The organism is Breznakiella homolactica (assembly GCF_016616095.2).
GTDB classification, from domain to species: Bacteria; Spirochaetota; Spirochaetia; order Treponematales; family Breznakiellaceae; genus Breznakiella; species Breznakiella homolactica.
In genome coordinates, this window is record NZ_CP067089.2 from 4,275,907 (window position 1) to 4,296,463 (window position 20,557).

At 54.0% G+C, this 20,557-nt stretch carries 16 protein-coding genes and 1 tRNA gene; 14 read left to right on the forward strand and 3 right to left on the reverse strand.

What is annotated here, in order from left to right:
- Window positions 1-24: 24 nt before the first annotated feature.
- From xylA to JFL75_RS19220, 7 genes are all read left to right on the forward strand, one after another.
- A complete protein-coding gene (xylA, locus tag JFL75_RS19190) occupies window positions 25-1,368 on the forward strand; it encodes a xylose isomerase (protein ID WP_215628284.1) in 1,344 nt (447 codons plus the stop codon).
- A 147-nt stretch (window positions 1,369-1,515) separates the two neighbouring features.
- Window positions 1,516-2,427: a helix-turn-helix domain-containing protein gene (locus JFL75_RS19195; protein ID WP_215628285.1), complete on the forward strand. Its 912-nt coding sequence runs from the start codon at window positions 1,516-1,518 to the stop codon at window positions 2,425-2,427.
- A gap of 127 nt (window positions 2,428-2,554) precedes the next feature.
- The gene (locus tag JFL75_RS19200) at window positions 2,555-3,586 is read left to right on the forward strand and encodes a zinc-dependent alcohol dehydrogenase (protein ID WP_215628286.1); all 1,032 of its coding nucleotides are present in this window, start codon (window positions 2,555-2,557) and stop codon (window positions 3,584-3,586) included.
- 36 nt (window positions 3,587-3,622) lie between these two features.
- Window positions 3,623-4,933, forward strand: a complete 1,311-nt coding sequence (locus tag JFL75_RS19205) for an ABC transporter substrate-binding protein (RefSeq protein ID WP_215628287.1) — start codon at window positions 3,623-3,625, stop codon at window positions 4,931-4,933.
- Between the two features lie 55 nt (window positions 4,934-4,988).
- On the forward strand, window positions 4,989-5,867 hold the full coding sequence (locus JFL75_RS19210) for a carbohydrate ABC transporter permease (RefSeq protein WP_215628288.1): 879 nt from the start codon (window positions 4,989-4,991) through the stop codon (window positions 5,865-5,867).
- A 17-nt stretch (window positions 5,868-5,884) separates the two neighbouring features.
- Complete coding sequence (locus JFL75_RS19215; RefSeq protein WP_215628290.1) at window positions 5,885-6,754, forward strand: carbohydrate ABC transporter permease; 870 nt, start codon at window positions 5,885-5,887, stop codon at window positions 6,752-6,754.
- Window positions 6,755-6,758: 4 nt separating this feature from the next.
- Window positions 6,759-8,678 (forward strand): GH39 family glycosyl hydrolase, encoded by a 1,920-nt coding sequence (locus JFL75_RS19220; RefSeq protein WP_215628292.1) that lies wholly within the window; start codon window positions 6,759-6,761, stop codon window positions 8,676-8,678.
- Window positions 8,679-8,756: 78 nt separating this feature from the next.
- Here JFL75_RS19220 and JFL75_RS19225 read toward each other — a convergent pair.
- A tRNA-Pro gene (locus JFL75_RS19225) sits at window positions 8,757-8,830 on the reverse strand.
- A gap of 158 nt (window positions 8,831-8,988) precedes the next feature.
- Between JFL75_RS19225 and JFL75_RS19230 the strand changes: the two genes are divergently transcribed.
- Window positions 8,989-10,164, forward strand: a complete 1,176-nt coding sequence (locus JFL75_RS19230; RefSeq protein WP_215628293.1) for a zinc dependent phospholipase C family protein — start codon at window positions 8,989-8,991, stop codon at window positions 10,162-10,164.
- On the opposite strand, the gene JFL75_RS19235 is transcribed toward JFL75_RS19230, so the two are convergent.
- Complete coding sequence (locus tag JFL75_RS19235) at window positions 10,117-12,765, reverse strand: PEP/pyruvate-binding domain-containing protein (protein ID WP_215628294.1); 2,649 nt, start codon at window positions 12,763-12,765, stop codon at window positions 10,117-10,119. The genes JFL75_RS19230 and JFL75_RS19235 overlap by 48 nt on opposite strands.
- A gap of 261 nt (window positions 12,766-13,026) precedes the next feature.
- On the opposite strand from JFL75_RS19235, the gene JFL75_RS19240 reads away from it, so the two are divergent.
- Window positions 13,027-15,651, forward strand: a complete 2,625-nt coding sequence (locus JFL75_RS19240) for a cation-translocating P-type ATPase (protein WP_215628295.1) — start codon at window positions 13,027-13,029, stop codon at window positions 15,649-15,651.
- A 3-nt stretch (window positions 15,652-15,654) separates the two neighbouring features.
- On the forward strand, window positions 15,655-17,022 hold the full coding sequence (locus JFL75_RS19245; RefSeq protein ID WP_215628296.1) for a hemolysin family protein: 1,368 nt from the start codon (window positions 15,655-15,657) through the stop codon (window positions 17,020-17,022).
- A 60-nt stretch (window positions 17,023-17,082) separates the two neighbouring features.
- Here JFL75_RS19245 and gpmI read toward each other — a convergent pair whose 3' ends face one another.
- Window positions 17,083-18,738, reverse strand: coding sequence for a 2,3-bisphosphoglycerate-independent phosphoglycerate mutase (gene gpmI, locus JFL75_RS19250; RefSeq protein ID WP_215628298.1), 1,656 nt, complete (start codon window positions 18,736-18,738; stop codon window positions 17,083-17,085).
- A 222-nt stretch (window positions 18,739-18,960) separates the two neighbouring features.
- Here gpmI and JFL75_RS19255 point away from each other — a divergent pair, with 222 nt between their 5' ends.
- The 4 genes from JFL75_RS19255 to JFL75_RS19270 are packed head-to-tail and all read left to right on the forward strand — an operon-like array spanning window position 18,961 to window position 20,556.
- Window positions 18,961-19,308, forward strand: coding sequence for a P-II family nitrogen regulator (locus JFL75_RS19255; protein ID WP_215628299.1), 348 nt, complete (start codon window positions 18,961-18,963; stop codon window positions 19,306-19,308).
- A gap of 4 nt (window positions 19,309-19,312) precedes the next feature.
- Complete coding sequence (locus JFL75_RS19260; RefSeq protein WP_215628301.1) at window positions 19,313-19,768, forward strand: PTS sugar transporter subunit IIA; 456 nt, start codon at window positions 19,313-19,315, stop codon at window positions 19,766-19,768.
- 3 nt (window positions 19,769-19,771) lie between these two features.
- Window positions 19,772-20,284 carry a Na+/H+ antiporter subunit E gene (locus JFL75_RS19265; RefSeq protein WP_215628302.1) on the forward strand — a complete coding sequence of 171 codons (513 nt, stop codon included), beginning with the start codon at window positions 19,772-19,774 and terminating at the stop codon, window positions 20,282-20,284.
- Window positions 20,281-20,556 (forward strand): MrpF/PhaF family protein, encoded by a 276-nt coding sequence (locus tag JFL75_RS19270; protein WP_215628304.1) that lies wholly within the window; start codon window positions 20,281-20,283, stop codon window positions 20,554-20,556. Before JFL75_RS19265 ends, JFL75_RS19270 begins: the two co-directional genes overlap by 4 nt.
- Window position 20,557 lies beyond the last annotated feature (1 nt).

Genomic DNA, 20,557 nt, shown 5'->3' on the forward strand with positions numbered 1-20,557 from the left:
TACAGCATTTTCCTGGAGGCAGTTATGGCGGATTACTTTAAGGGGAATACGGAATATTTCCCCGGAATCAAAAAGATTTCCTACGAGGGACCGAAAAGCGATAACCCATTGGCTTTTAAATATTACGATCCCGAAAAAACGGTGGGCGGAAAAAAGATGAAGGACCATCTCCGGTTCGCGGTGGCTTACTGGCACAGTTTCTGCGCCGACGGTTCGGATCCCTTCGGGTCGGCCACCCATGTCCACCCATGGACCGCGGATGCGTCCTCACCCATGGAAGCGGCGGAGCATAAACTCGACGCGGCCTTTGAGTTCTTCACGAAACTCGGGGCGGAGTACTACTGTTTCCACGACCGGGATATGGCCCCCGAAGGCAGCAGCCCGGCGGAAAGCGAGAAGAACCTCATGGCCATTGTGGCAAAGGCAAAGGAACGGCAAAAGGCTACGGGGGTCAACCTCCTCTGGGGAACGGCCAATATGTTCAACCATCCCCGGTTTATGAACGGCGCCGCCACCAACCCGGAATTCAAAGTTGTGGCTCTGGCGGCGTCCCAGATAAAGACCGCCATTGACGCGACCATCGAGCTCGGCGGGGAAGGGTATACCTTCTGGGGCGGCCGGGAAGGGTATATGAGCCTTCTCAACACGGACCTCAAGCGTGAGAAGGACCATCTGGCGATGATCCTGACCATGGCCAGGGATTACGCCCGGGGCAGGGGCTTTAAGGGGATGTTCTATATTGAACCGAAGCCCATGGAACCATCCAAACACCAGTACGATTTTGACGTGGAGACCGTGGCCGGGTTCCTCCGGCACTACGGCCTGGACAAGGATTTCCGGATGAATATTGAGGCCAACCACGCGGAACTAGCGGGGCACGATTTCTTCCACGAACTGGAGACCGCGGCTTCCATGGGTCTGTTCGGCTCGGTGGACGCCAACCGCGGTGACCCCATGAACGGATGGGATACCGACCAGTTCCCCACAAGCTACACCGAGACGGCTCTGGCCATGTACGCCATTCTCCGCGCCGGCGGCTTCACCACCGGGGGGCTTAACTTCGACGCGAAAATCCGGCGCAACTCCGTGGACCCGGCGGATCTTTTCGAAGCCCATATCGGCGGTATGGATGCCTTCGCCGCGGGCCTGATTGCCGCCCAGCGCATGATCGACGACGGCAAACTCAGCGGATTCGTTAAACAGCGGTACGCGTCCTTTGATTCCGGGGAGGGCGCGAAATTCGAAAAAGGCGGCATGAGCCTCCAGGAACTCGCGGCCCTGGGAACGGTCTACGGCAATGCGGGCATTACCAGCGGAAAACAGGAACGCCTCGAAAATATTGTTAACCAGTACCTGCTGAACCTATAACCGGAAAATCCCCGGATGCGTATCCGGGGATTTTTTTCAGCGGGACTCCCGGAATTGGTATCACCACGCTGCTGTGGGATGATCGCTGTACTGCGATTGTCCCGTTTTCCAAATTGACATATTTAACATTTAGCCCCATTGTATAGTATGGCGGAATGCTTCAACGATATCGAAGTCCTGTGGATTGCCCGGTTTGATTACAAGCAGGATTGGATGCTGTCTCCCCATATCCACAGGGACTTTTACCAGCTCATTTACTGCATTGACGGCGCGGCTACCCTTATCCTTGACAACTGCAGTCTGCCGATCCGGGCCCCGGCGATTCTCTTCTTTCCTCCCAACGCGAAACACGGTTTTGTCGATGTCGGCGCCGGCGGCTTTAAAACCCTGGACACGAAATTCCGGATACACTCCCGGAAACTGGTCCGGCACTGCACGGGGCTGCCATCCATTATGAGGGAGTATCCCGCGGAATTTTTCGACAGGATTTACGACCTGCTGGAGAAGATCCGGGAAAACGGAAACCTTCAGGAAATACTGTATGAGGAAAACTGCAGGCTGCTACTGGGGCAGATCCTGATTGAACTGATCCGTCTGGGCAAAGAAAAGCCCGCCGAGGAAAAACCCCTGCCCAACCTGATCCCCGACCGTGAGGTTTCGCCTATAACCCAGAAAATACTGAGCTTCGTGGAATTGAATTACGAAAAACGGATCGACGCGTTTCTCCTGGAATCGGAGATGCATTATTCTTACCGGTACCTGAGCAGGATATTTTTCCGGGAGATGAACATGACCCCGGTGGAATTTATCGAAGCCTATAAAGTGTATAAAGCCAAGGAAATGCTCAAGAACACGGAAATGGAAATCAAGTACATCAGCGAACTCCTGAGCTATTCCAACGTACACCAGTTTTCCCGGAGCTTTAAGAAGAATACCGGCATTCCTCCCGCCCGCTGGCGGAACGATGCCTGGTCGGATATCGGCAAGGATGTGGTCATTCATTCGGGATTTGAGAATACCCTGCTCATAAAAAAGCTGTCCGGCGGCCCCGGCGCGTAAGACTTTCTGTTCTGTTTAATCCCGCCGGATTTCCGGCTATTCCGAATTTGGTAAAAAAGTGCCCGTCTGTGCTAAATACGGAAATAAAAAACCGGGGGTAGAATCTCGGCATAGGAAGGATATTGCTATGCCGACAAAAATGAAATTTGCTGAATTTGAATACTCTGATGATTTTACCGCTCCGGGTACGCAGCGGGTGGCGATTCTGGAAAAACCCTTCCGGATGAAAGTGGTGGCCGCGAAAATTCCCGAGCCGTCGGATGATGAACTCCGGATAAAAATTAAGTACGTAGGAATCTGCGGGTCCGACCTGGAAGCCTACCGGGGAAACCGCAAACCGGAATTCATCAGCTTCCCGTCGCGCCTGGGCCATGAGGTCGCCGGGACTATCGACAAGGTCGGAAAAAATATACGGGGACTCAAACCGGGACAGAAAGTAACCTGCCGGTACGTATGGGGAGCCTATGCCGAATACATTGTCTGCCGTCCCTTCAACGTACAGGTTGTTCCCGATGATTTTGATATGAAGGATATCAGCCTGATTGAAATTCTGCCCGGGGTCATCCACGCGGCGGAACTCTCCCAATGCGATTCCGGCAGGACCGTGCTGATAACCGGCCAGGGCGTAAGCGGACTCGTTCTGACCCAGGTAATGGCGCTCTATTCACCAAAGGAACTGGTGGTCACCGATACCAAGGACCGCAACCTGGAACTGGCGAAAAAATACGGTGCGACCAGGACGTATAAGATACCCTCCGAAACCACCCCGACCATGGATATACTGGAAAAGGATTTTCCCGACGGCTTCGACATCGTGATTCCCTGTCTGCTCGAAGGCGCCAGCGTGGCCGACGCCATGGCCTGCGCCAGGACGGCGGGAAAGATTGTCATGTACGGCGGAATCGGGATCTGCCATGAGGAGCTGGATTTCTTCAAGGTCCACAGAATGCGTCTGGAGATCCTCGCCACGGAGCCGAAGCGGGATATTGATATGTACCGGTATTTTAAAGAGGGTATTGCCCTTGTAAAGGACGGCCTCGTCAACACGGGAGAGTTCATAGACCGTATTTATCCTTTGAGTGAAATTCAGGAAGCCTTCGATATCAGGAACGATAAGAGCAATGATGTCATCCATATTTTGGTGGATGCGGAAAACTGAGAGTTGTCAAAACCGTTTTGACAAAAGGAGATGATTATGAAGAAGTTCTGCGGTATTGTACTCTGCCTCGCGGTTTTATGGACCGCTGCTGTGTTTGCGGGAGGCCAGAATGACGGTGACGGCGGAAAACCGATCGAATTGGTGTACTGGAGCCATTACGGCCAGTCGCCGCAGTTTGTTCAGGCCTTTGCGGATGCTTCCAATGCGGCCCTTAAGAAAATCGGCTATGACAATGTCACCTGCCGGGCTGAGGTGATTGAATATTCAGGGTATGAAACGAAATACCTGACCGCTTTCGCCAGCGGCAAGGGACCGGATATGTTCCTCGCCCGGGCGTCCGACTACGCTCTGGAAGGCGGCGCCAATCCTATCGCGCTGCCGTTCCCCGCGGACCTTGAGAAAACCTGGACCGACGCGCTGGCCGGAGCGTACAAGGATGACGGAATGTTCGGCGGGAAACGGTACGGTTTCCCCTCGGAAGGCGGATCCGTCCAGATGCTCTACATTAATACCGATTATATGAAGGAAGCCGGGCTCAATCCGGAAACGGATTATCCCAAGACCGTGGATGAATTTATTGAAGCCGCCCAAAAAATGACGAAATACGACGGCAGGAACGCTATTGTCCGGTCCGGGTACCATCCCCGTTTCCTGGGCGGCGGCGAGGGTGTGTCAGGAAAATTCATTCCCCTGATCCACCAGTTCGGCGGCCGGGTACTTTCCGAGGACCTGAAAACCGCCAAGGGGTACATCAACGGCCCGGGCTCGGCGGCGGCCTTCCAGTTTTACCAGGACCTGGTAACAAAGTACCGGGTGGTTAATCTGGAATTCGGCGCTCCCGAAACGGCGTTCCAGTCGGGACAGACTGCCATGATTTTCCGGGAAGGCTGGTTTGCCCAGGATATAATCGACAAGGCGCCGAACATCAACTTTATTGTCGTTCCCTATATTTCCGGCACGAAGAACCTCGCGTCCCACGGCGGCGGCGCGCCCTGGAGCAATATGATAAACGCAAAGTCAAAACATGTAGATATCTGTGTTGCTCTCTTCAAGGAACTTGCCAAGCCGGAATACGATATCATGCTCCATGAACCTGCCGGATATCCTCCGGTACTGGGGGCGACCATGACCATGGACAATCCCTACTTCGGAAAACTGCCCTACGCTGAAGCAATGATAGGCTCCCTTTCAAAAGCTCCGGCGCCGATATATGATGTCAGCCCGAAGTATTCCAGTGTCGCCTATATGGTGGGTGACTCGGTGGCTGCCGTAGTGAACGGCGCTAATGTTAAAACGGAACTGGATAAACTGGCGGATAAAATGCAGGTGGTGCTGGACCAGAATTAAGGATTCACGCTGATCCAGCGGCGCGCCGCCGGGTCAGCGGTTTGAGGGGCTGTCCATGAATATGAAGAAAAAATACGCGTTAGCCGGCGCTGCGTTCGTGCTTCCATCGTTTCTGTATTATCTGTTTGTTTTTCTCTATCCCCTGGTCCTGTGTTTTTTTAATTCCTTCAGCAAGGTTAACCTGCTCATGGGTACCAGTGATTTTATCGGGATGGTAAATTATACAAATCTGTTCCAGCGTACCGATTTTTTTCAATCCATCCGGGTGACTGTCCTGTATGTTGTGCTGACGGTTCCCGTGCTGATTACCGTTGCCCTATGGGTCGCGAATACCCTCTCCCGGTTTACGGGGCGTTTTTCTTCCCTGCTGACAACCCTGGTATTTCTTCCGTTCATGGTTTCCATGGTCAGTGCCGGCATGGTTTGGGACTGGCTTTTCGATCCTAACCTGGGGCTCATCAATAACATCCTCAAATTTTTTCACGTGGTGAATCCTCCGTCATGGCTCCGGGCAACAAACACGGCGTTAATTTCAACCGTGATAATTACACTCTGGATACGGTCACCCTTCAGTATCATGATCCTCCTTGGCGGAATAAAGAACGTCCCCGGGGAACTGTACGAGGCTGCGGAGCTTGACGGTGTAAACGCTTTCCAGCGTTTTTTCAGAATTACCCTTCCGCTGATAAATCCCCAGCTCGTTATGGTGCTGACTTTGGAAACAATCTTCGCCTTCAAGGCGTTTGATCAGATATATGTCGCGACCGGCGGCGGGCCTGCGGGATCGACAAAAACAATAATGATTTATCTGATCAAGGATTTGTTTAATCAGAATTACGGTATGGCGTCAGCGCTGACTGTGCTGATTCTCGTGGTCCTTTTCTGTATCAGCCTGTTCCAGCAGCTGGTCCTGAGAAAGAAAGTCGAATTTTAAGACAGCCCGGAGGTCCGATGAAAAAAGCGCAGTACATCGCGGGGAAAATAGTTACCTATTTTCTGCTTACCTGCTTTTTTATTTTTATCCTAGTCCCTTTTGTTATGATAGTCCTGACGGCGCTGAAAAACCCCTCGGAAATAACCGACATGCCCAACCGTACATTGTGGCACAGGATTATTCCCGATTCCTTTGCCAACTTCGAAAACATCAAGGCGGTATTTTTCGGATACGCGTCCCAGCTGAACGGCGTTCCCTTCTACCGGTTTATTTACAATTCCCTTATTGTAACGGTGTGTTCCCTCATACCTTCTCTGTTCCTCGCGCTTACCTCGGCGTACGGATTCGCGAAGTATGAATTCCCGGCAAAGAATATCGTTTTCTACATGTTCCTCGGTCTCGTAATGATCCCTATGGAAATGGTATCCATTCCGCTGTTTATGATTATCTCCCGAATGGGATTGATTAACACATACGCGGGTATGATGGTGCCGGGATTTATTTCCGCCTTCGGGACTTTTCTCCTTAAGGAATCCATCGAACCGATTCCGCTCTCGTATATTGAGGCGGGACGGATCGACGGCGCCGGAGAATTCTGGATTTTCCGGAAGATCATTGTTCCTATGATAAAAGGGCCTATCGTGACCTTTATCGTTATCAAGGCAACCTGGAGCTGGAATGATTTTTTCTGGCCCCTCCTGGTGGTTACCGAAGAAAAAATGAAAACCGTGACCCTGGGACTGAGTAAGTTTTCCAATGACCTTTTCAAGGAATACGGGCAGCTGACCGCGGCGGTGCTGCTCAGCATCATACCGCTGCTGATTGTTTTTATTTTCTGCAACAGAAATATAAAATCCGGGCTCATGAGCGCCGGCGTAAAAGGATGACGCTATGATTTTTAAGGATGTGACCGTTGATCTCCGGTCGGAGACAAAACCTTTTAAGCATTTTTTCCGGGCGACGGGATACGCCAATGCCGACTATACCTATACACCGCCGGTAAAACGTATGTACGACTGCCTTGCGTCCTATCAGGGATACCCTTTGTACATGCGGCTCCATAATATACTCAGTCTCCACGGAAAGGGTGATTATTATATCACCCGTGAAGGTCTGGATTACGGTAACCCTGTTATTAACGGCAGCGGCCAAGTTGATATTGTGGTTTCCCTTGATGAAGACGGAAAGCCGGTTTTCAACTGGGAGCCGGTTGACGCGGTATACGATATTATCATCGGCCATGGGATGCATCCCATTATGGAAGCCGTCTATATGCCCGGCTGCATCGCCCGGAGCGATACGGAATATTATCTTCCGAAAACCTTTGCCCTTTGGGAAGCAGTAACCGAAGCTTTTGTAAAACACTGGATAAACCGCTACGGCATTGACGAAGTCAGGGAGTGGTATTTCGAAATATGCAACGAGCCGGAGCAGTATCCGCTGTGGAACGAAGACCCGTCTTCCTTTTTCGCGCTCTATGATTACTTTGAGCACGCTATCCACCGGATTGATACCAGGCTGAAGGTCGGCGGGCCCGCGGTAAAACAGTGGGAGGACGGCCAGCGGCTGTACAAGGCATTCCTGCGGCACTGTCATGACGGCAGCAATTACAGAACCGGAGAATACGGAACGCGGCTGGATTTTATTTCCGTCCACAGCAAAGGCGGTCACCCGGATCTGGTGGGCCCTTCCATGGACTACCTCTTTAACCCCCTGCGGGAATTTGCCGCCGTCCTCGGGGAGTTTCCCGATTTTGCCGGCATAGAATTTTTCAATGATGAATCGGATATTGTATGGGAAGGCAACATGGGCATCTCCCACAAAAGCTGGCTCAATTTTAGGAATACCCACTATGCCCCGGGATTCATCGGGAAAATGATCCACCAGTACTGCCTCATTCTGCAGGATGAACTCAATCTGAACCTGAGTATCGTGGACAGCGACAACTGCCATCTGCCCTGGGAAAAATCCTTTTTTTCCGGAAACCGGAGCCAGTTCACTCCTCTGGGGCCGGCGCCTTGTACCGATTTTATCAAAAAACCCATGTTCAATATTTTTCCTCTCCTGGGAAAGCTGGGGGATGAACGGTATACGGGAAAAAACAATGATCCGGAGTTCGGGACCAAGTACGGTGTGCTGGCGACAAGAAAAGAAGAAGCCTGCTACTCATTCCTTCTGTGGAATTTTGAAGACGGCCTCAGCGACGATGTCAATGACCGAACCATCCGGCTCCGGCTGGAAAACCTCGACGCTTCGGCCTGCTACGATGTGCTGCATTACCGGATTGACGGTTCGACAAGCAACGCCTACGCCGCCTGGAGCCGTATGGGAAAACCCTATCCTCTGACCCTGGAACAGACCGCGCTTATCCGAGAAAAGGAAGAGCTGGAACTGTACGATGCCCCTTCTTGTTTCAGCGGCAGGGACTCATACAATGCCGAAGTCCATCTTCCTCTGCACGCGGTAAGCCTTCTGCTGCTGGTCCGCCGTTCGGAACCGGCCGCGGCGGGATCTGAGAGGGCAATCGCAAACGCCCCGGTGCTTGCGGCGGAGAAGGGTGTCCTGGGAAACACCCAGGTATTTATCCGCTGGAATTTTTCTGAACGCCCTGATCTCGCGGGGTATTATATTTACCGCGGACTCGGTACGGATGATCCGGGGGTGTGCATTAATAAGGATAAGCCCCTCCAGTGTTCATACTGTGTTGATATGGATGTCAGCGGCGGGCAGTCTCTTTCCTATTCCGTATCGGTGGTCTATGCCGACGGTACGGAAAGCGGACGTTCACCTGAAGGGGTTATTTCTCTGTAATTTTACGGGAATACATACCAAAAACAAAAGGCTGATTCTCCCGGTTAGGAGATCAGCCTTTACTTTTAAATCCTTTAGTCGGGCAACCCGGATTTGAACCGGGGACCCCAAGTCCCCCAGACTTGTACGCTAACCAACTGCGCTATTGCCCGGCTAAAGGATCTGCAGAATTTGTAGCTGTTCGCAGGAATATTGAACGAAAAACACATTACCACAGGCACGGAATCGTGTCAATAAGTACGGGTTATGCTATATTTAAACTAGAATGTCTGATACAGGCTTAGTATCAGGTAAAAATAGGGAGTAACCCATGCCGTCCCAGGTGTTGCATATCCTGTTCGGGGATGATGTAATCACAGAGATTTACCGCCGTATCCGCCCCCGTTTCGGGATCGTTGCGGATAAGGCGCTGGAAAAAATACAGATCAGCTACCGGACCGCTTTTTCCCTGGGATGCCAGGGGCCGGATTTATTCTATCACAGCCAAAACCGACGCCCGGTGGCTCTGGAGTACGGGACCCTGCTGCACCGCCGCGGGTACGGTATGTTTACCGCGGTCCTCCTTAAGATGGCCCTTCCGGATCCGCCCCCGGATGCTGATGATATCAGGATGCAGCGCCGGGAAAATGCCATCACCGCCCTTGGTGTGTACGCCCTGGGATTTATGACCCACGCGATTCTGGACCGCCTTGCCCATCCGTATATTATTTACAAATCAGGCTGGGTTTCTCCGGCAAAACCCGAGACCGTCCGGTACGCCAAAGCCCACGCTTTTTTTGAACGTATCATCGATGTACTCATGCTCCGGTATCTGCGGGGCCAGGAAATCGCATCCTGGAACCAGGATGAACTGCTGGTTTCGGCATGCGAAAATCCTCCTCCGGGACTCAAGGCTCTCCTAGCAAAAGCCCTGGTAACGGCTTTTCCGGAGCGTGCCGGAAATGACAGTAAGCTGGCCCGGCGCATTGATAACGCATTTCTAGACGCCGCGGGATTCTACCGCTTTACCGATCCCAGGAAAACATCGCTGCGCAGCAGCAATATAGAAGAAATCACCAGTTTCTGGATGGAAGACCCCGGGCTGGTGGCGTATGTGTATCCGGAATACGTACCCCTCGATATAGACTACCTCAACCTCAGCCGAAAACCCTGGTGCTATCCCATCGAAGGCGGCGCCGCGGACCGCCGGTCTTTCCCGGATATTTACCGGGATACCCTGGAACGTGCGGTGGCGAAGTTGTCGGTTTTTATTTCCCGCTACCTCGAAACCGGGGTTTTCCCCATCAAGGAAGCCGCCTCAGGTATCGGAAACAGCGGCCTTTCAATCCAGGATTCCGAGGGAAAGCCCTGCGCTCCATCCATGTCGGACCCGCTTCCCCTGGATGAGGTTTTAGCGGGCCAGCAGGCGCTGCGCCGTGCCGCGGCGGAACAGTTTGAATTACGTCAGATAGCACAAGGCCGTCTGGGCGGTAGCGTCGGCGTATAACCGCAGTTCCTCGCCGCCGGGATTTTCTTCCTCCAGCACAATGACGGTTCTTTTCCACAGATCGTTTTCCGGGGGGACCCGCTTAAGCGCCCCTGACGCGGAATTGAGGAAGGTCTCGGAAACACAGTTCCCCGACCGGTCCGGAAAAACCGCGACGTAGAGCATATCCATCTCCACGAGATCGTTAAAGAAATGCGTTCCCAGGGAAAGGTCCGGTATGAGTCCTTTGTGCATCATGGCCAGCTCCACCATCACGGACACGCCCTTTATATCATTAAACGAAACGGGAACACCCATGGCGGGTGTGGAAGTGCCCCAACGGCCCGGACCGACAACCATGACCACGGGATCCTTTTTCGCTGTGGGCCGGTGGCTCAGTTCCCCTACAAGACGGGCGACACCGTACCGTTCCTGTTCGCTGAGGGATGTATACGCTTCGGGAATAACATAGATGAGCCGGTCCACCGGCGCCGCCACGCTTCTCCCCACAATAGGCCCGTCGCTCCGGATAAACACTTTTTCTTCCGGGATCGACGACGGCAGCCTGCCGATATCGCCGGGGCCCATGATCTTTACCTGGAAAGGCCGGCATTGAACCAGGTTTATCCGATACGAAGGGGTGACACTTTTTCCGTCCATATTTACGGTGAATTCGATATCCACGGGATGCTGGTACGCTGCTTCCAGGACCGAGAGCATATTCTGCATCCGGGATGCAAAATCCGTGTGCTGGAAAAGGTTTTTAAAATCGAGCCGCAGGGCGGCGCTTTCGTCAATCCCCAGTTCCCGGGCCCGGCGGGCCGCCTCGGAATCCAGGGTGGCGAATAAATCCCGGTCCAGGGGCGGCAGTTTCGCCAGGGCTTCCCGGACGGGCACGGTAGCGAAGGTGTTGTTTTCAATATCTATAAGATCCACCTTGCGCTGTATATACTTGTAGTCGTCCGAATCGTGTTTGTCCGGACGCTTCAGGGGCTGGTTGAGGGCCACAATACGGGTGTAATCATCGTCTATCCGGTCCACAGCCCGGGTCCCCAGACCGAAGGCGAGCCGCAGCATGCCCGCCCGGGGATCTATGGACGTGTCCCACGCGAAGGGGTTGTAGGAAAATCCCACCCCTCCCGCCGCGGGAAAGAACCAGTCCTGCCAGTAATCCCCGGATACCCGCTGAACCAGAAGGGCCATCTGCTCATCTTCGTACAGAAGGCCGTGATGGAGGCGGTACAGCAGGGCATCCTCGTCCATGGAGGACGCGTATACCCGGCGGACGGCGTTGAGGAAGGATTCAAGCCGTTCCTCGGGGGTTCCCTGGTTCGCGCAGAATACGCTTTCGTACTTTCCGGAAAAGGCGTTGCCGTAGCTGTCTTCCTGGATCGAACTGGATCTGACAATAATCGGCGCCTGGCCGAAATATTCCAGCATTTCCTGGAACTGGTCTACGATGTAATCGAGGAATTCTCCGTTCAGAATCCGGTCCCTGGCCTGGGCCGCCCGTTCAAGCATTTCTTCAATGGTCCCGGTTTTACGCCGGAGCCACCAGCAGTCGTTCTGGATTACATAGGTATAAAACACATCGGACCCGATAAAAAACGAATCGTGGACCTCCAGGATCTGATCCCAGGATGGGTCCCGTTCCCGGAGAATGCGCTGGGCCAGCAGTATGCCCCGGGCTTTTCCGCCGATAAGGCCGGATCCGATGAGCCGTTTAAGAATGTCCAGAAGATAGGGCAGGTCGAAATACCGCCGCGCCAGGGGGAGAAAGCTTTTCTGCCGGGTAATTACCATGTTGAGAAGCCGTTCCAGCAGCATCTTGGCTTCTTCTTCCTTGGGCTCGCCCTGTTCCAGGGCCGCTATGATGGCGGTTGCTTCGTGGTAACTCGCCGTCCATGGGCCGAAACGCTGGATCGTAAAATTGAGGAGCGGCCGGTTTACGGCGGCGACCACGTCGGCGGTCTGCGCGCTGTTGGTTACCGGAATAAACTGCTCAGCTTCACGGGCATGGAGCATGTACATGGTAGGGGACTGGCGGTTCTCCACTTTCTGGGGCTGGATATAATACGTTCCCTTGTGTTTCCAGACTTCAATAATGATCTGGGCGGTATCGTATATGCTGTCCGTGGCGTGGCTCGAATGGCTGTGTTTGTACAGGGCGAAATAAGCCAGGGATTTCCGCCGCAGTATAAAGGGACAGACCACCAGGAAGAAATTGGCCATCATCCGGTCGGAGTACCAGTCTATGGCGAGCCCCGAGAGGCAGTCGAAAATAAACCAGGACGACGCGGCTTCCTGCTCTACTATTTTCGCCAGATCGGATACGAAATATTCAAATCCCCGTTTCGGGTCCAGTACGACGGTTTTTGCGGTGTATTCCCCGGTACCATCTTCGGCGGGGTCGCCGTATTCCGGCGTGTCCAGCAGAGGCGGGTGATCCGCAAAGCGGAAATATATGATATTCCTGTTTTTCCCCGGGGCGGCTTCCGCAAACGCCCGGGCAAAATGTTTGTAATGATCCACATCATCCACGTCAAACACCAGGTTGTCCCCGGGGAAAATTCCGTTGACGATCTTATCGAGGCCGCGCAGGCCCGTAGTAAATGGTTCCATGGAATTAATAATAGCATGTAATTCCCCGGGATGCACATTGCCGGTTCCATCGGGGACACGGTTTTCCGGATTCCTGCGGCGGAAATATTCTTTTTGTTTTAGCCGGGTAATGTATTAAATTGTAATGGAGGGTGAATACAGGATTAGACAAACGGCTTTATTTTTACAGAATCTATAGTACAGAATCTATAGTAAGGAAGGTAATCAGGTTCCAGGGGCCTGCCCGCGGATTTCCAATGGTCCCGTATATTAGGAGAAAAAATGAACGACTATTTTCAAAATGTGGAAGACGTATTAAAAAATGGAAAAACGAACAAAGAAGGCCTGTCCGGACCGGAAGCGTCCCGGCGGCTTTCCGAAACAGGGCTGAACAAACTGCAGGAAGGAAAGCACAAGACCCTGATCGCCCGGATCTGGGAACAGGTCCGGGATCCTATGGTACTTGTGCTTATTGCCGCGGCAATACTTTCCGGGGCATTCGGGGAAATCGCGGATATGGCCATCATCCTGGTAGTGGTGGTCCTCAATGCCGTTCTGGGGATAGTCCAGGAGAACAAGGCGGAAGACGCCATAGAGGCTCTCAGGAAAATGTCCGCCCCCCAGAGCCGGGTCCGCCGGGATGGGACGGTTATTACCGTAAAATCGGAGGAGCTGGTACCCGGCGACATTGTACTCCTTGAAGCGGGTGATTCCATTCCCGCGGATATGCGGCTTATAGAAACCGCTAGTCTTAAAATAGAAGAAGCCGCCCTGACCGGCGAATCCCTTCCGGAGGAAAAATCCATTGACGCCATAGACGGGACGGACAAAGATGTGCCCCTGGGCGACCGGGTCAACATGGCGTATATGGGAACCAATGTGGTGTACGGCCGGGGCGAAGGGGTGGTAATCGCTACGGGCATGGATACGGAAATGGGCCGTATCGCCGGTATACTGTCGCAGACGGAAACCGAAAAGACCCCACTCCAGCAGAAACTGGCTTCCCTGAGCAAGGTCCTCAGCGTAGCGGTCCTGGGGATCTGTATTTTCATTTTCTTCTTCAGTGTTTTCCGCAACGGCGGCTTCCACGGCGGCCACGTTTTCGAGATGCTCCTTACGTCCATCAGCCTGGCGGTGGCGGCCATTCCGGAAGGACTGGTTGTGGTGGTAACGGTGCTGCTTTCCATCGGCGTTACCAAAATGTCATCCCGGCACGCCATCATCCGCCGGTTAACCGCGGTTGAAACCCTGGGGAGCACCCAGGTTATCTGTTCCGATAAAACCGGAACCCTTACCCAGAACAGGATGACCGTGGTGGAACATTCCGGGGATACCCAGTTTCTGGGAACGGCCATGGCTTTGTGCTCTGACGTACAGGTCAGCGAGGAGAAAGCGGCTTTGGGTGACCCTACCGAGGTCGCCCTGGTGGATTTCGCCGCGAAAGAAGGCCTCATTAAAAACAGCCTAGAACAGTCCAGCCCGAGAATAGGGGAAGCGCCCTTTGATTCGATCCGCAAGATGATGACCACGCTGCACGCTTTGCCTGAGGGCGGCTGCAGGCAGTATACCAAGGGCGCTCCCGACGAAGTCCTGCGCCGCTGTACCGCGGTTGCGGCCGGCGGAACCATACAGCCCCTTACGGAGGAAATCCGCGAACGGGTGCTGTCGGAAAATAAAGCCATGGCGGGAAAAGCCCTCCGGGTGCTTGCCGCGGCGTACCGCGATTACCGGGAAAAACCGGAGGATCTCTCCCCGGAAAATCTTGAGCAGGAACTCGTGTTCATAGGCCTTACGGGTATGATCGATCCTATCCGGCCGGAGGTAAAACCCGCCATAGAGGAATGCGGCACTGCGGGCATCCGGGCGATTATGATTACCGGTGACCATAAGGATACGGCTGTGGCAATTGCCCGGGAACTGGGTATCCTCACACCCGGCCAGGAAGCAATCACGGGGACGGAACTGTCGGAACTCAGCGACCGTGAATTCGAGGAACGCATAAATACCATTTCCGTGTATGCCCGGGTTCAGCCGGAACACAAAGTCCGGATTGTGAACATGTGGAAAAAGAAAGGCCGTATCTGCGCCATGACCGGCGACGGTGTCAACGACGCGCCGGCGCTTAAATCCGCGGATATCGGTGTCGGTATGGGTATTACCGGTACGGACGTTACGAAAAACGTCGCCGACATGGTTCTGGCGGATGACAACTTCGCCACCATTGTGTACGCGGTGGAGGAAGGCCGGCGGATTTACGAGAACATCCGAAAGGCCATCCAGTTTCTCCTCTCGGCCAACTTAAGCGAGGTCATTTCAATCTTTATCGCCACCCTCGCGGGGCTGCGGCTCTTTGCGCCGATTCATATCCTCTGGATAAATCTTATTACCGATACCTTCCCTGCCATGGCCCTGGGTATGGAAAAGGCGGAACCCGATTCCATGAAGAAACCGCCCCGGGATCCCAAGGAAACCATCTTTGCCGGCGGTCTCGGCATTGATGTGATTTACCAGGGCATTACCATCGCGCTGCTGACGCTGGCGTCATTCTTTATCGGTTATATCCAGTCCCACGGCATCGGCATGACCATGGCGTTCCTCACCCTTTCTATGTGTGAGATTTTCCATGCCATAAATATGCACTCCCGGCACAATTCAATTTTTTCAATTAAAGGCGTGAACAAGTATCTTCTCGGATCCATGGTCCTGTCTTTTCTGCTGACCATGGCGGTTATATACATTCCCGGACTCAACGGATTGTTCCAGCTGATTCCGCTTCCCCTGGGGGATTTCTTCGTTGCCTTCGGCCTTGCCGTCGCGATCATTCCCATTGTTGAAATCGTAAAAATCGTAACCCGGAAAATACGGCATGGGGGAACAAAAAATAAAAACTCAGAGGAGTACCTTTAGTTTATGGAAAGCAGCCATACTACGAATGTTTGGATAGCCCTTGTAATTACGGTGGTCCTGGTTCTTATAAACGGCATGCTCGCTTCGGCGGAAATCGCTTTTATGGGATTGAAGGAACCCCTCCTTAAAAAGAAAAGCGCCGAAGGCGACCGGAAGGCGGAGACCCTGCTGGGCATGAAGCGGAATCCCAGCGCGTTCCTGTCCACCATACAGATCGGCATTACCCTCGCGGGCCTCCTCTCCGGCGCCTTCGCGGCGGATTCTCTGGCGGCCCCCATCGTATCCTGGGCCGCAAGCCTCGGAGCCGCAGGCATTGCCCTGTCGGTTATCCGCACGGTCTCGGTTATTCTTATCACGCTGATTATGACTTTTTTCATGCTGGTGTTCGGAGAACTGGTGCCCAAGCGGATCGCCATGGTGCGGCCGGAAAAGACGGCGTACCTGGTGGTAAACATAATCAGCGCGCTCTCGAAAATCGCCAAACCCTTGGTCAAACTTCTGTCCCTCTCGACAAACGGTGTCCTCCGGCTGCTCCGGATCAACCCTTCGGACGAATCGAGTCCCGTAACGGAAGAGGAAATCCTCATGATGGTTCAGGAAGGAACAGAACAGGGGACCATTGAGGGAACCGAGGCGCAGTTTGTTTCCAATTCCTTTGCCTTCAGCGACCTCACCGTGGAAGACGTGATGACCCACCGGACCGAATTATCCGCCATACCGGAGGACGCGACGGTCCGGGACGCGGTGGAAACCATGGCCCGGACCCGCCATACGCGGTATCCGGTGTACAAAGATACCATAGACGGGGTGGTGGGAATTCTGTATATACGGGATCTGTACGAACTGTATCCTTTCAAGGAACAGCCCATGCCGCTGCCGTTGGTCCGGGATATTATGCGGCCTCCTTTTTTCGTGTCGGAGACGAAACTCCTCTCCCAGCTTTTTGACGAGATGAAGGACCGCCAGAACCAGATGGCCGTGGTGGTGGATGAATACGGCGGCACCTCCGGGGTCATAACGGTTATGGATATTGTTGAAGAGGTTGTGGGTGAATTCGAGAAAAGGGGCCAATATGAAATCAGGAAAACCGATGACGGCGTTTTTTTGCTCAACGGTCTTATGAAGATGGAAGACGCGGCGGCGTATTTTTCGCTGGGTGTGGAATTCAACCGGAACGAAACCGTCAGCGGATACCTCATCAATACCCTGGGATATATCCCCGGGCCGGACCAGCATCCGGAGACGCTCATCGGAAATTACCTGTTCAGGGTTGAAAAAAGCGAAGGCGCCCTCATACGGCAGGTGCGGGTTATCCCCGGAGAACCTGACCAGGAAACCGGCCCCTCGGAAGCGGGCAGCGAAACGTGGTAAAGAAAAAGAGCCGGCGTAAAAGTGCCGGCTCTTTTATACGAACATCGCTGCAGAATCCGGTCAGTTTTTCAGATTGATAATCGGCGTGTCATAATCTTCCGGAGGCAGGTACCCCAGGAACTCGATACAGGTTGCCGCGATGGAGCTGATCCCCAGACCTTCGTTGAGCTCGGTATTGTCGTAATCACCTTTGAATTCAGGATCATAGATAATACACGGAACCGGATTGAGGCTGTGGCTCGTTTTTGCCTTGGGGCTGCCGTCGTCTTTGTACACCACGGAGCCGTCCTTCTTGTGTTCGAACATGTCGTCGGAATTGCCGTGATCCGCGGTGAGCACCAGGATGCCGCCGGCGGCGTCCACCGCCTTGGCAAGCCGGCCGAGCTGAATGTCCATACCCTCCATGGAACAGACCACCGCCTGGTACACCCCGGTGTGGCCCACCATGTCGCCGTTGGGATAGTTGAGCCGGATGAAATCGTACTTCCCCGAGGTAATGGCCTGGGTGACCGTATCGGTGATTTCCGCGCACTTCATCCATGGCCGCTGCTCAAAGGGAACGACATCGCTTTTTATTTCAACGTAGTCTTCCAGTTTCTCGTCGAATTTTCCGGTACGGTTTCCGTTGAAGAAATACGTTACATGGCCGTATTTCTGGGTCTCGGAAATAGCCAGAGTACGCACCCCCGTGGCAGCCAGGTATTCTCCCATGGTGCGGTCAATCGCCGGCGGGCTTACCAGGTACCGCTTGGGCACGTGCATATCTCCGTCGTATTCCATCATACCCGCGTAGCAGACATCAGGCCGCCGCTGGCGGTCGAACTTGTCGAATTTATCTTCCTCGAAGGCGGCGGTAATTTCCAGGGCCCGGTCTCCCCGGAAATTGAAGTAAATCACCGAGTCGCCGTCTTCGATGGTGCCGATGGGTTTGCCGTTTTCAGCCACCGTGAATTCCTTGAGATCCTGGTCGATGATTCCGGGTATTTCCTTCCGGTAGGTTTCCACCGCTTCCCGGGCCGAACCGAACTGGCGGGCTTCCCCCAGAACGTGGGTTTTCCATCCCCGTTCGACCATGCTCCAGTCCGCTCCGTACCGGTCCATGGTAATCCACATCCGGCCGCCGCCGGAAGCTATCCGGGCGTCAAAGGATCCGCTGTTTTCGGTTTTGAGGAATTCCTCAAAGGGATCAAGGTAATCCAGGGCGCTGGTTTCGCCCACATCCCGGCCGTCAAAAAGGATATGGATCCGTACTTTCGCGGCGCCTTCCTTTTTCGCCTCCCGGATCATGGCCTTGAGATGGTCCAGATGGCTGTGGACGTTGCCGTCCGAGAAGAGGCCGATAAAATGCAGGGTCCCGCCGGTTTTTTTTACGTTGGATATCACATCGATCCATGCCTGGCCTTTGAACATATTGCCGCTTTCAATGGACTGTGAGACCAGGGCGGCTCCCTGGTTAAAGACCCGGCCGCAGCCCATGGCGTTATGGCCGACTTCGCTGTTGCCCATATCCGCGTCCGAAGGCAGGCCCACGGCGGTTCCGTGGGCTTTAAGCTTCGTGTGGGGACTTTTTGCTTTGATCGCTTCGAGATGGTACATTTTTGAATCGGCGACCGCGTCGCCGTCTTTGTATTTTCCGTACCCGACACCGTCCATAATCACGAGAACCAACGGACCCCGGCGGCCCTTCCATGCGGGATTTTTCTTTAAGGCTTCCAATCGGCGCCTCCTTGCTGTTTATTGGACCTGTTCGGTAACCCGGCAGGTTATCTCACAAGTCTTGCCGTTTTACGGCCTAAAGGCTTTAAAACATGCTTTTTTCAGCGTAAGATGCTGCGGGCGCTTCGTATCCGAGACAACTGAGGCTGCCGGACAACTCTCTTTGCGGGTTTGCTGAAAAAACTTGACAAGTCCGCGGTCAAACCCTGATACTGAAAAAGCATGAAACTGCTTATATTTATACTAAATAAAGAAGAGTTTCTGGAAGAGGTCATGGAAGCCTACGTTGAGGCCGGAGTGCCCGGGGCTACCATTCTCGATTCGGAAGGCATGGGCCGTTTCCTCGCCTATGAAATCCCGCTGTTTGCGGATTTTAAGGATTTTATGAAGGGAAACAAGCCCTACAACAAGACTATTATTTCGGTTATCAAGGATGAACGGGTTGTCTCCCGGCTCAAGCCCCTGGTGGAAGAGTCCGTGGGGCCCCTGGAAGATCCCGGTACCGGGATAATGTTTACAGTCCCCGTTGACTGGGCTGCGGGTCTGCTGCGGCTGGATGATGAGGAGTAATTGAATGACCAGTTTTAAACATATCCTTGACCCGGTCTGCGCGGCTGTGGGTGTCGCGGCGGATACCAAAGAAGCTGCCCTTGCGCAGGCCGTTGAGATCCTGGCTAAGAACGGCAAAGTTCCGGATTCCGCCGGCCTTCTCAGGGAAGTGCTCAGCCGGGAATCCCTGGCGCCAACGGCCATCGGCGAAGGCGTGGCGCTTCCCCACGCCCTTTCCGCTTCGGTTCCGGAAACCATGTTCGCCGTGCTCCGTCTTGCCCGGGCTGTCGATTTCGGCGCGGATGACGGCGGACCGGTGGATATCATCTTCCTTATCGCCGGCCCCCGGAATGAAACGTCGGCCCATTTAAAACTGCTGTCCAAACTGGCGCGGCTCCTCCATGATGAAAAATTCCGGGCGGCCCTGCGGAGCGCCGCCGACGGCAGGTCCCTGGCGGAACTCCTCTACGAAAAGGACTGACCTGTGGACGCCGGAAAAAAGTGGCGCCTGTTCCGCTTGTTTTTTACCTTCATCATCCTGTTTCTCTGCTGGTTTCTGTTTTCCGGCAGCGGTGACCTGTATTCTTTTTTCGTGGGATTCGCCGGAGCCCTGATCATGGCATCCCTCTCCTATGACGTGTTTATAGAAGAATTCGAAGCGGGCCGGCGTTCGGTTATTCCCCGTTTTTTCCCCGCGTTGATCTTTGGTTTTCAGCTGATCATCGCCATGTACGCCTCGAGTTTCCGGGTGCTTGGAGCGCTGTTCCACAGGAAACTCAATCCCCGGGTCGTTCATTTCCGGTCCCGGCTCCATTCCGATCTGGCCCGGGTTGTCCTCGCCCAGTCCATAACCTTTACCCCGGGAACCGTAACCCTGGAACTGGATGATGACCATTACATCGTCCACTGGCTCTTCGCCACCACCCGCCATTCCGGCCGGGCGGGGGAGGAGGTAAAGGGCGGCCTGGAAAAAAGCATCCGGAGGATATGGTCATGAACGGTCTGCTTCCGGCGGTTTTTGAATGGACCATCAGGATTCTTATACTCTGCGCGGTGGCCGCCTTTGTCCGTATCGCCGCGGGACCCCGGGGCGCCGACCGGCTTACGGCGCTTTCACTTATTTCGGCGCTGTTCCTCGCCGTGCTGGTGCTCTACGGGGCGCAGGAAGGCCGGGGCATCTATCTCGACGTTGCCTTAATTTACGATGTGTTCGGGTTCCTGGGAATCCTTGCCATAGCCAGTTTCATCCGGGAAAAGGAACCGGATTAAA

What these genes read in the sequence shown, in the direction of transcription:
- xylA (WP_215628284.1), top strand. Translation starts at nt 25, where the DNA reads ATGGCGGATTACTTTAAGGGGAATACGGAATATTTCCCCGGAATCAAA.
- JFL75_RS19195 (WP_215628285.1), top strand. Translation starts at nt 1,516, where the DNA reads ATGGCGGAATGCTTCAACGATATCGAAGTCCTGTGGATTGCCCGGTTT.
- JFL75_RS19200 (WP_215628286.1), top strand. Translation starts at nt 2,555, where the DNA reads ATGCCGACAAAAATGAAATTTGCTGAATTTGAATACTCTGATGATTTT.
- JFL75_RS19205 (WP_215628287.1), top strand. Translation starts at nt 3,623, where the DNA reads ATGAAGAAGTTCTGCGGTATTGTACTCTGCCTCGCGGTTTTATGGACC.
- JFL75_RS19210 (WP_215628288.1), top strand. Translation starts at nt 4,989, where the DNA reads ATGAATATGAAGAAAAAATACGCGTTAGCCGGCGCTGCGTTCGTGCTT.
- JFL75_RS19215 (WP_215628290.1), top strand. Translation starts at nt 5,885, where the DNA reads ATGAAAAAAGCGCAGTACATCGCGGGGAAAATAGTTACCTATTTTCTG.
- JFL75_RS19220 (WP_215628292.1), top strand. Translation starts at nt 6,759, where the DNA reads ATGATTTTTAAGGATGTGACCGTTGATCTCCGGTCGGAGACAAAACCT.
- JFL75_RS19230 (WP_215628293.1), top strand. Translation starts at nt 8,989, where the DNA reads ATGCCGTCCCAGGTGTTGCATATCCTGTTCGGGGATGATGTAATCACA.
- JFL75_RS19235 (WP_215628294.1), bottom strand. Translation starts at nt 12,765, where the DNA reads ATGGAACCATTTACTACGGGCCTGCGCGGCCTCGATAAGATCGTCAAC.
- JFL75_RS19240 (WP_215628295.1), top strand. Translation starts at nt 13,027, where the DNA reads ATGAACGACTATTTTCAAAATGTGGAAGACGTATTAAAAAATGGAAAA.
- JFL75_RS19245 (WP_215628296.1), top strand. Translation starts at nt 15,655, where the DNA reads ATGGAAAGCAGCCATACTACGAATGTTTGGATAGCCCTTGTAATTACG.
- JFL75_RS19255 (WP_215628299.1), top strand. Translation starts at nt 18,961, where the DNA reads ATGAAACTGCTTATATTTATACTAAATAAAGAAGAGTTTCTGGAAGAG.
- JFL75_RS19260 (WP_215628301.1), top strand. Translation starts at nt 19,313, where the DNA reads ATGACCAGTTTTAAACATATCCTTGACCCGGTCTGCGCGGCTGTGGGT.
- JFL75_RS19270 (WP_215628304.1), top strand. Translation starts at nt 20,281, where the DNA reads ATGAACGGTCTGCTTCCGGCGGTTTTTGAATGGACCATCAGGATTCTT.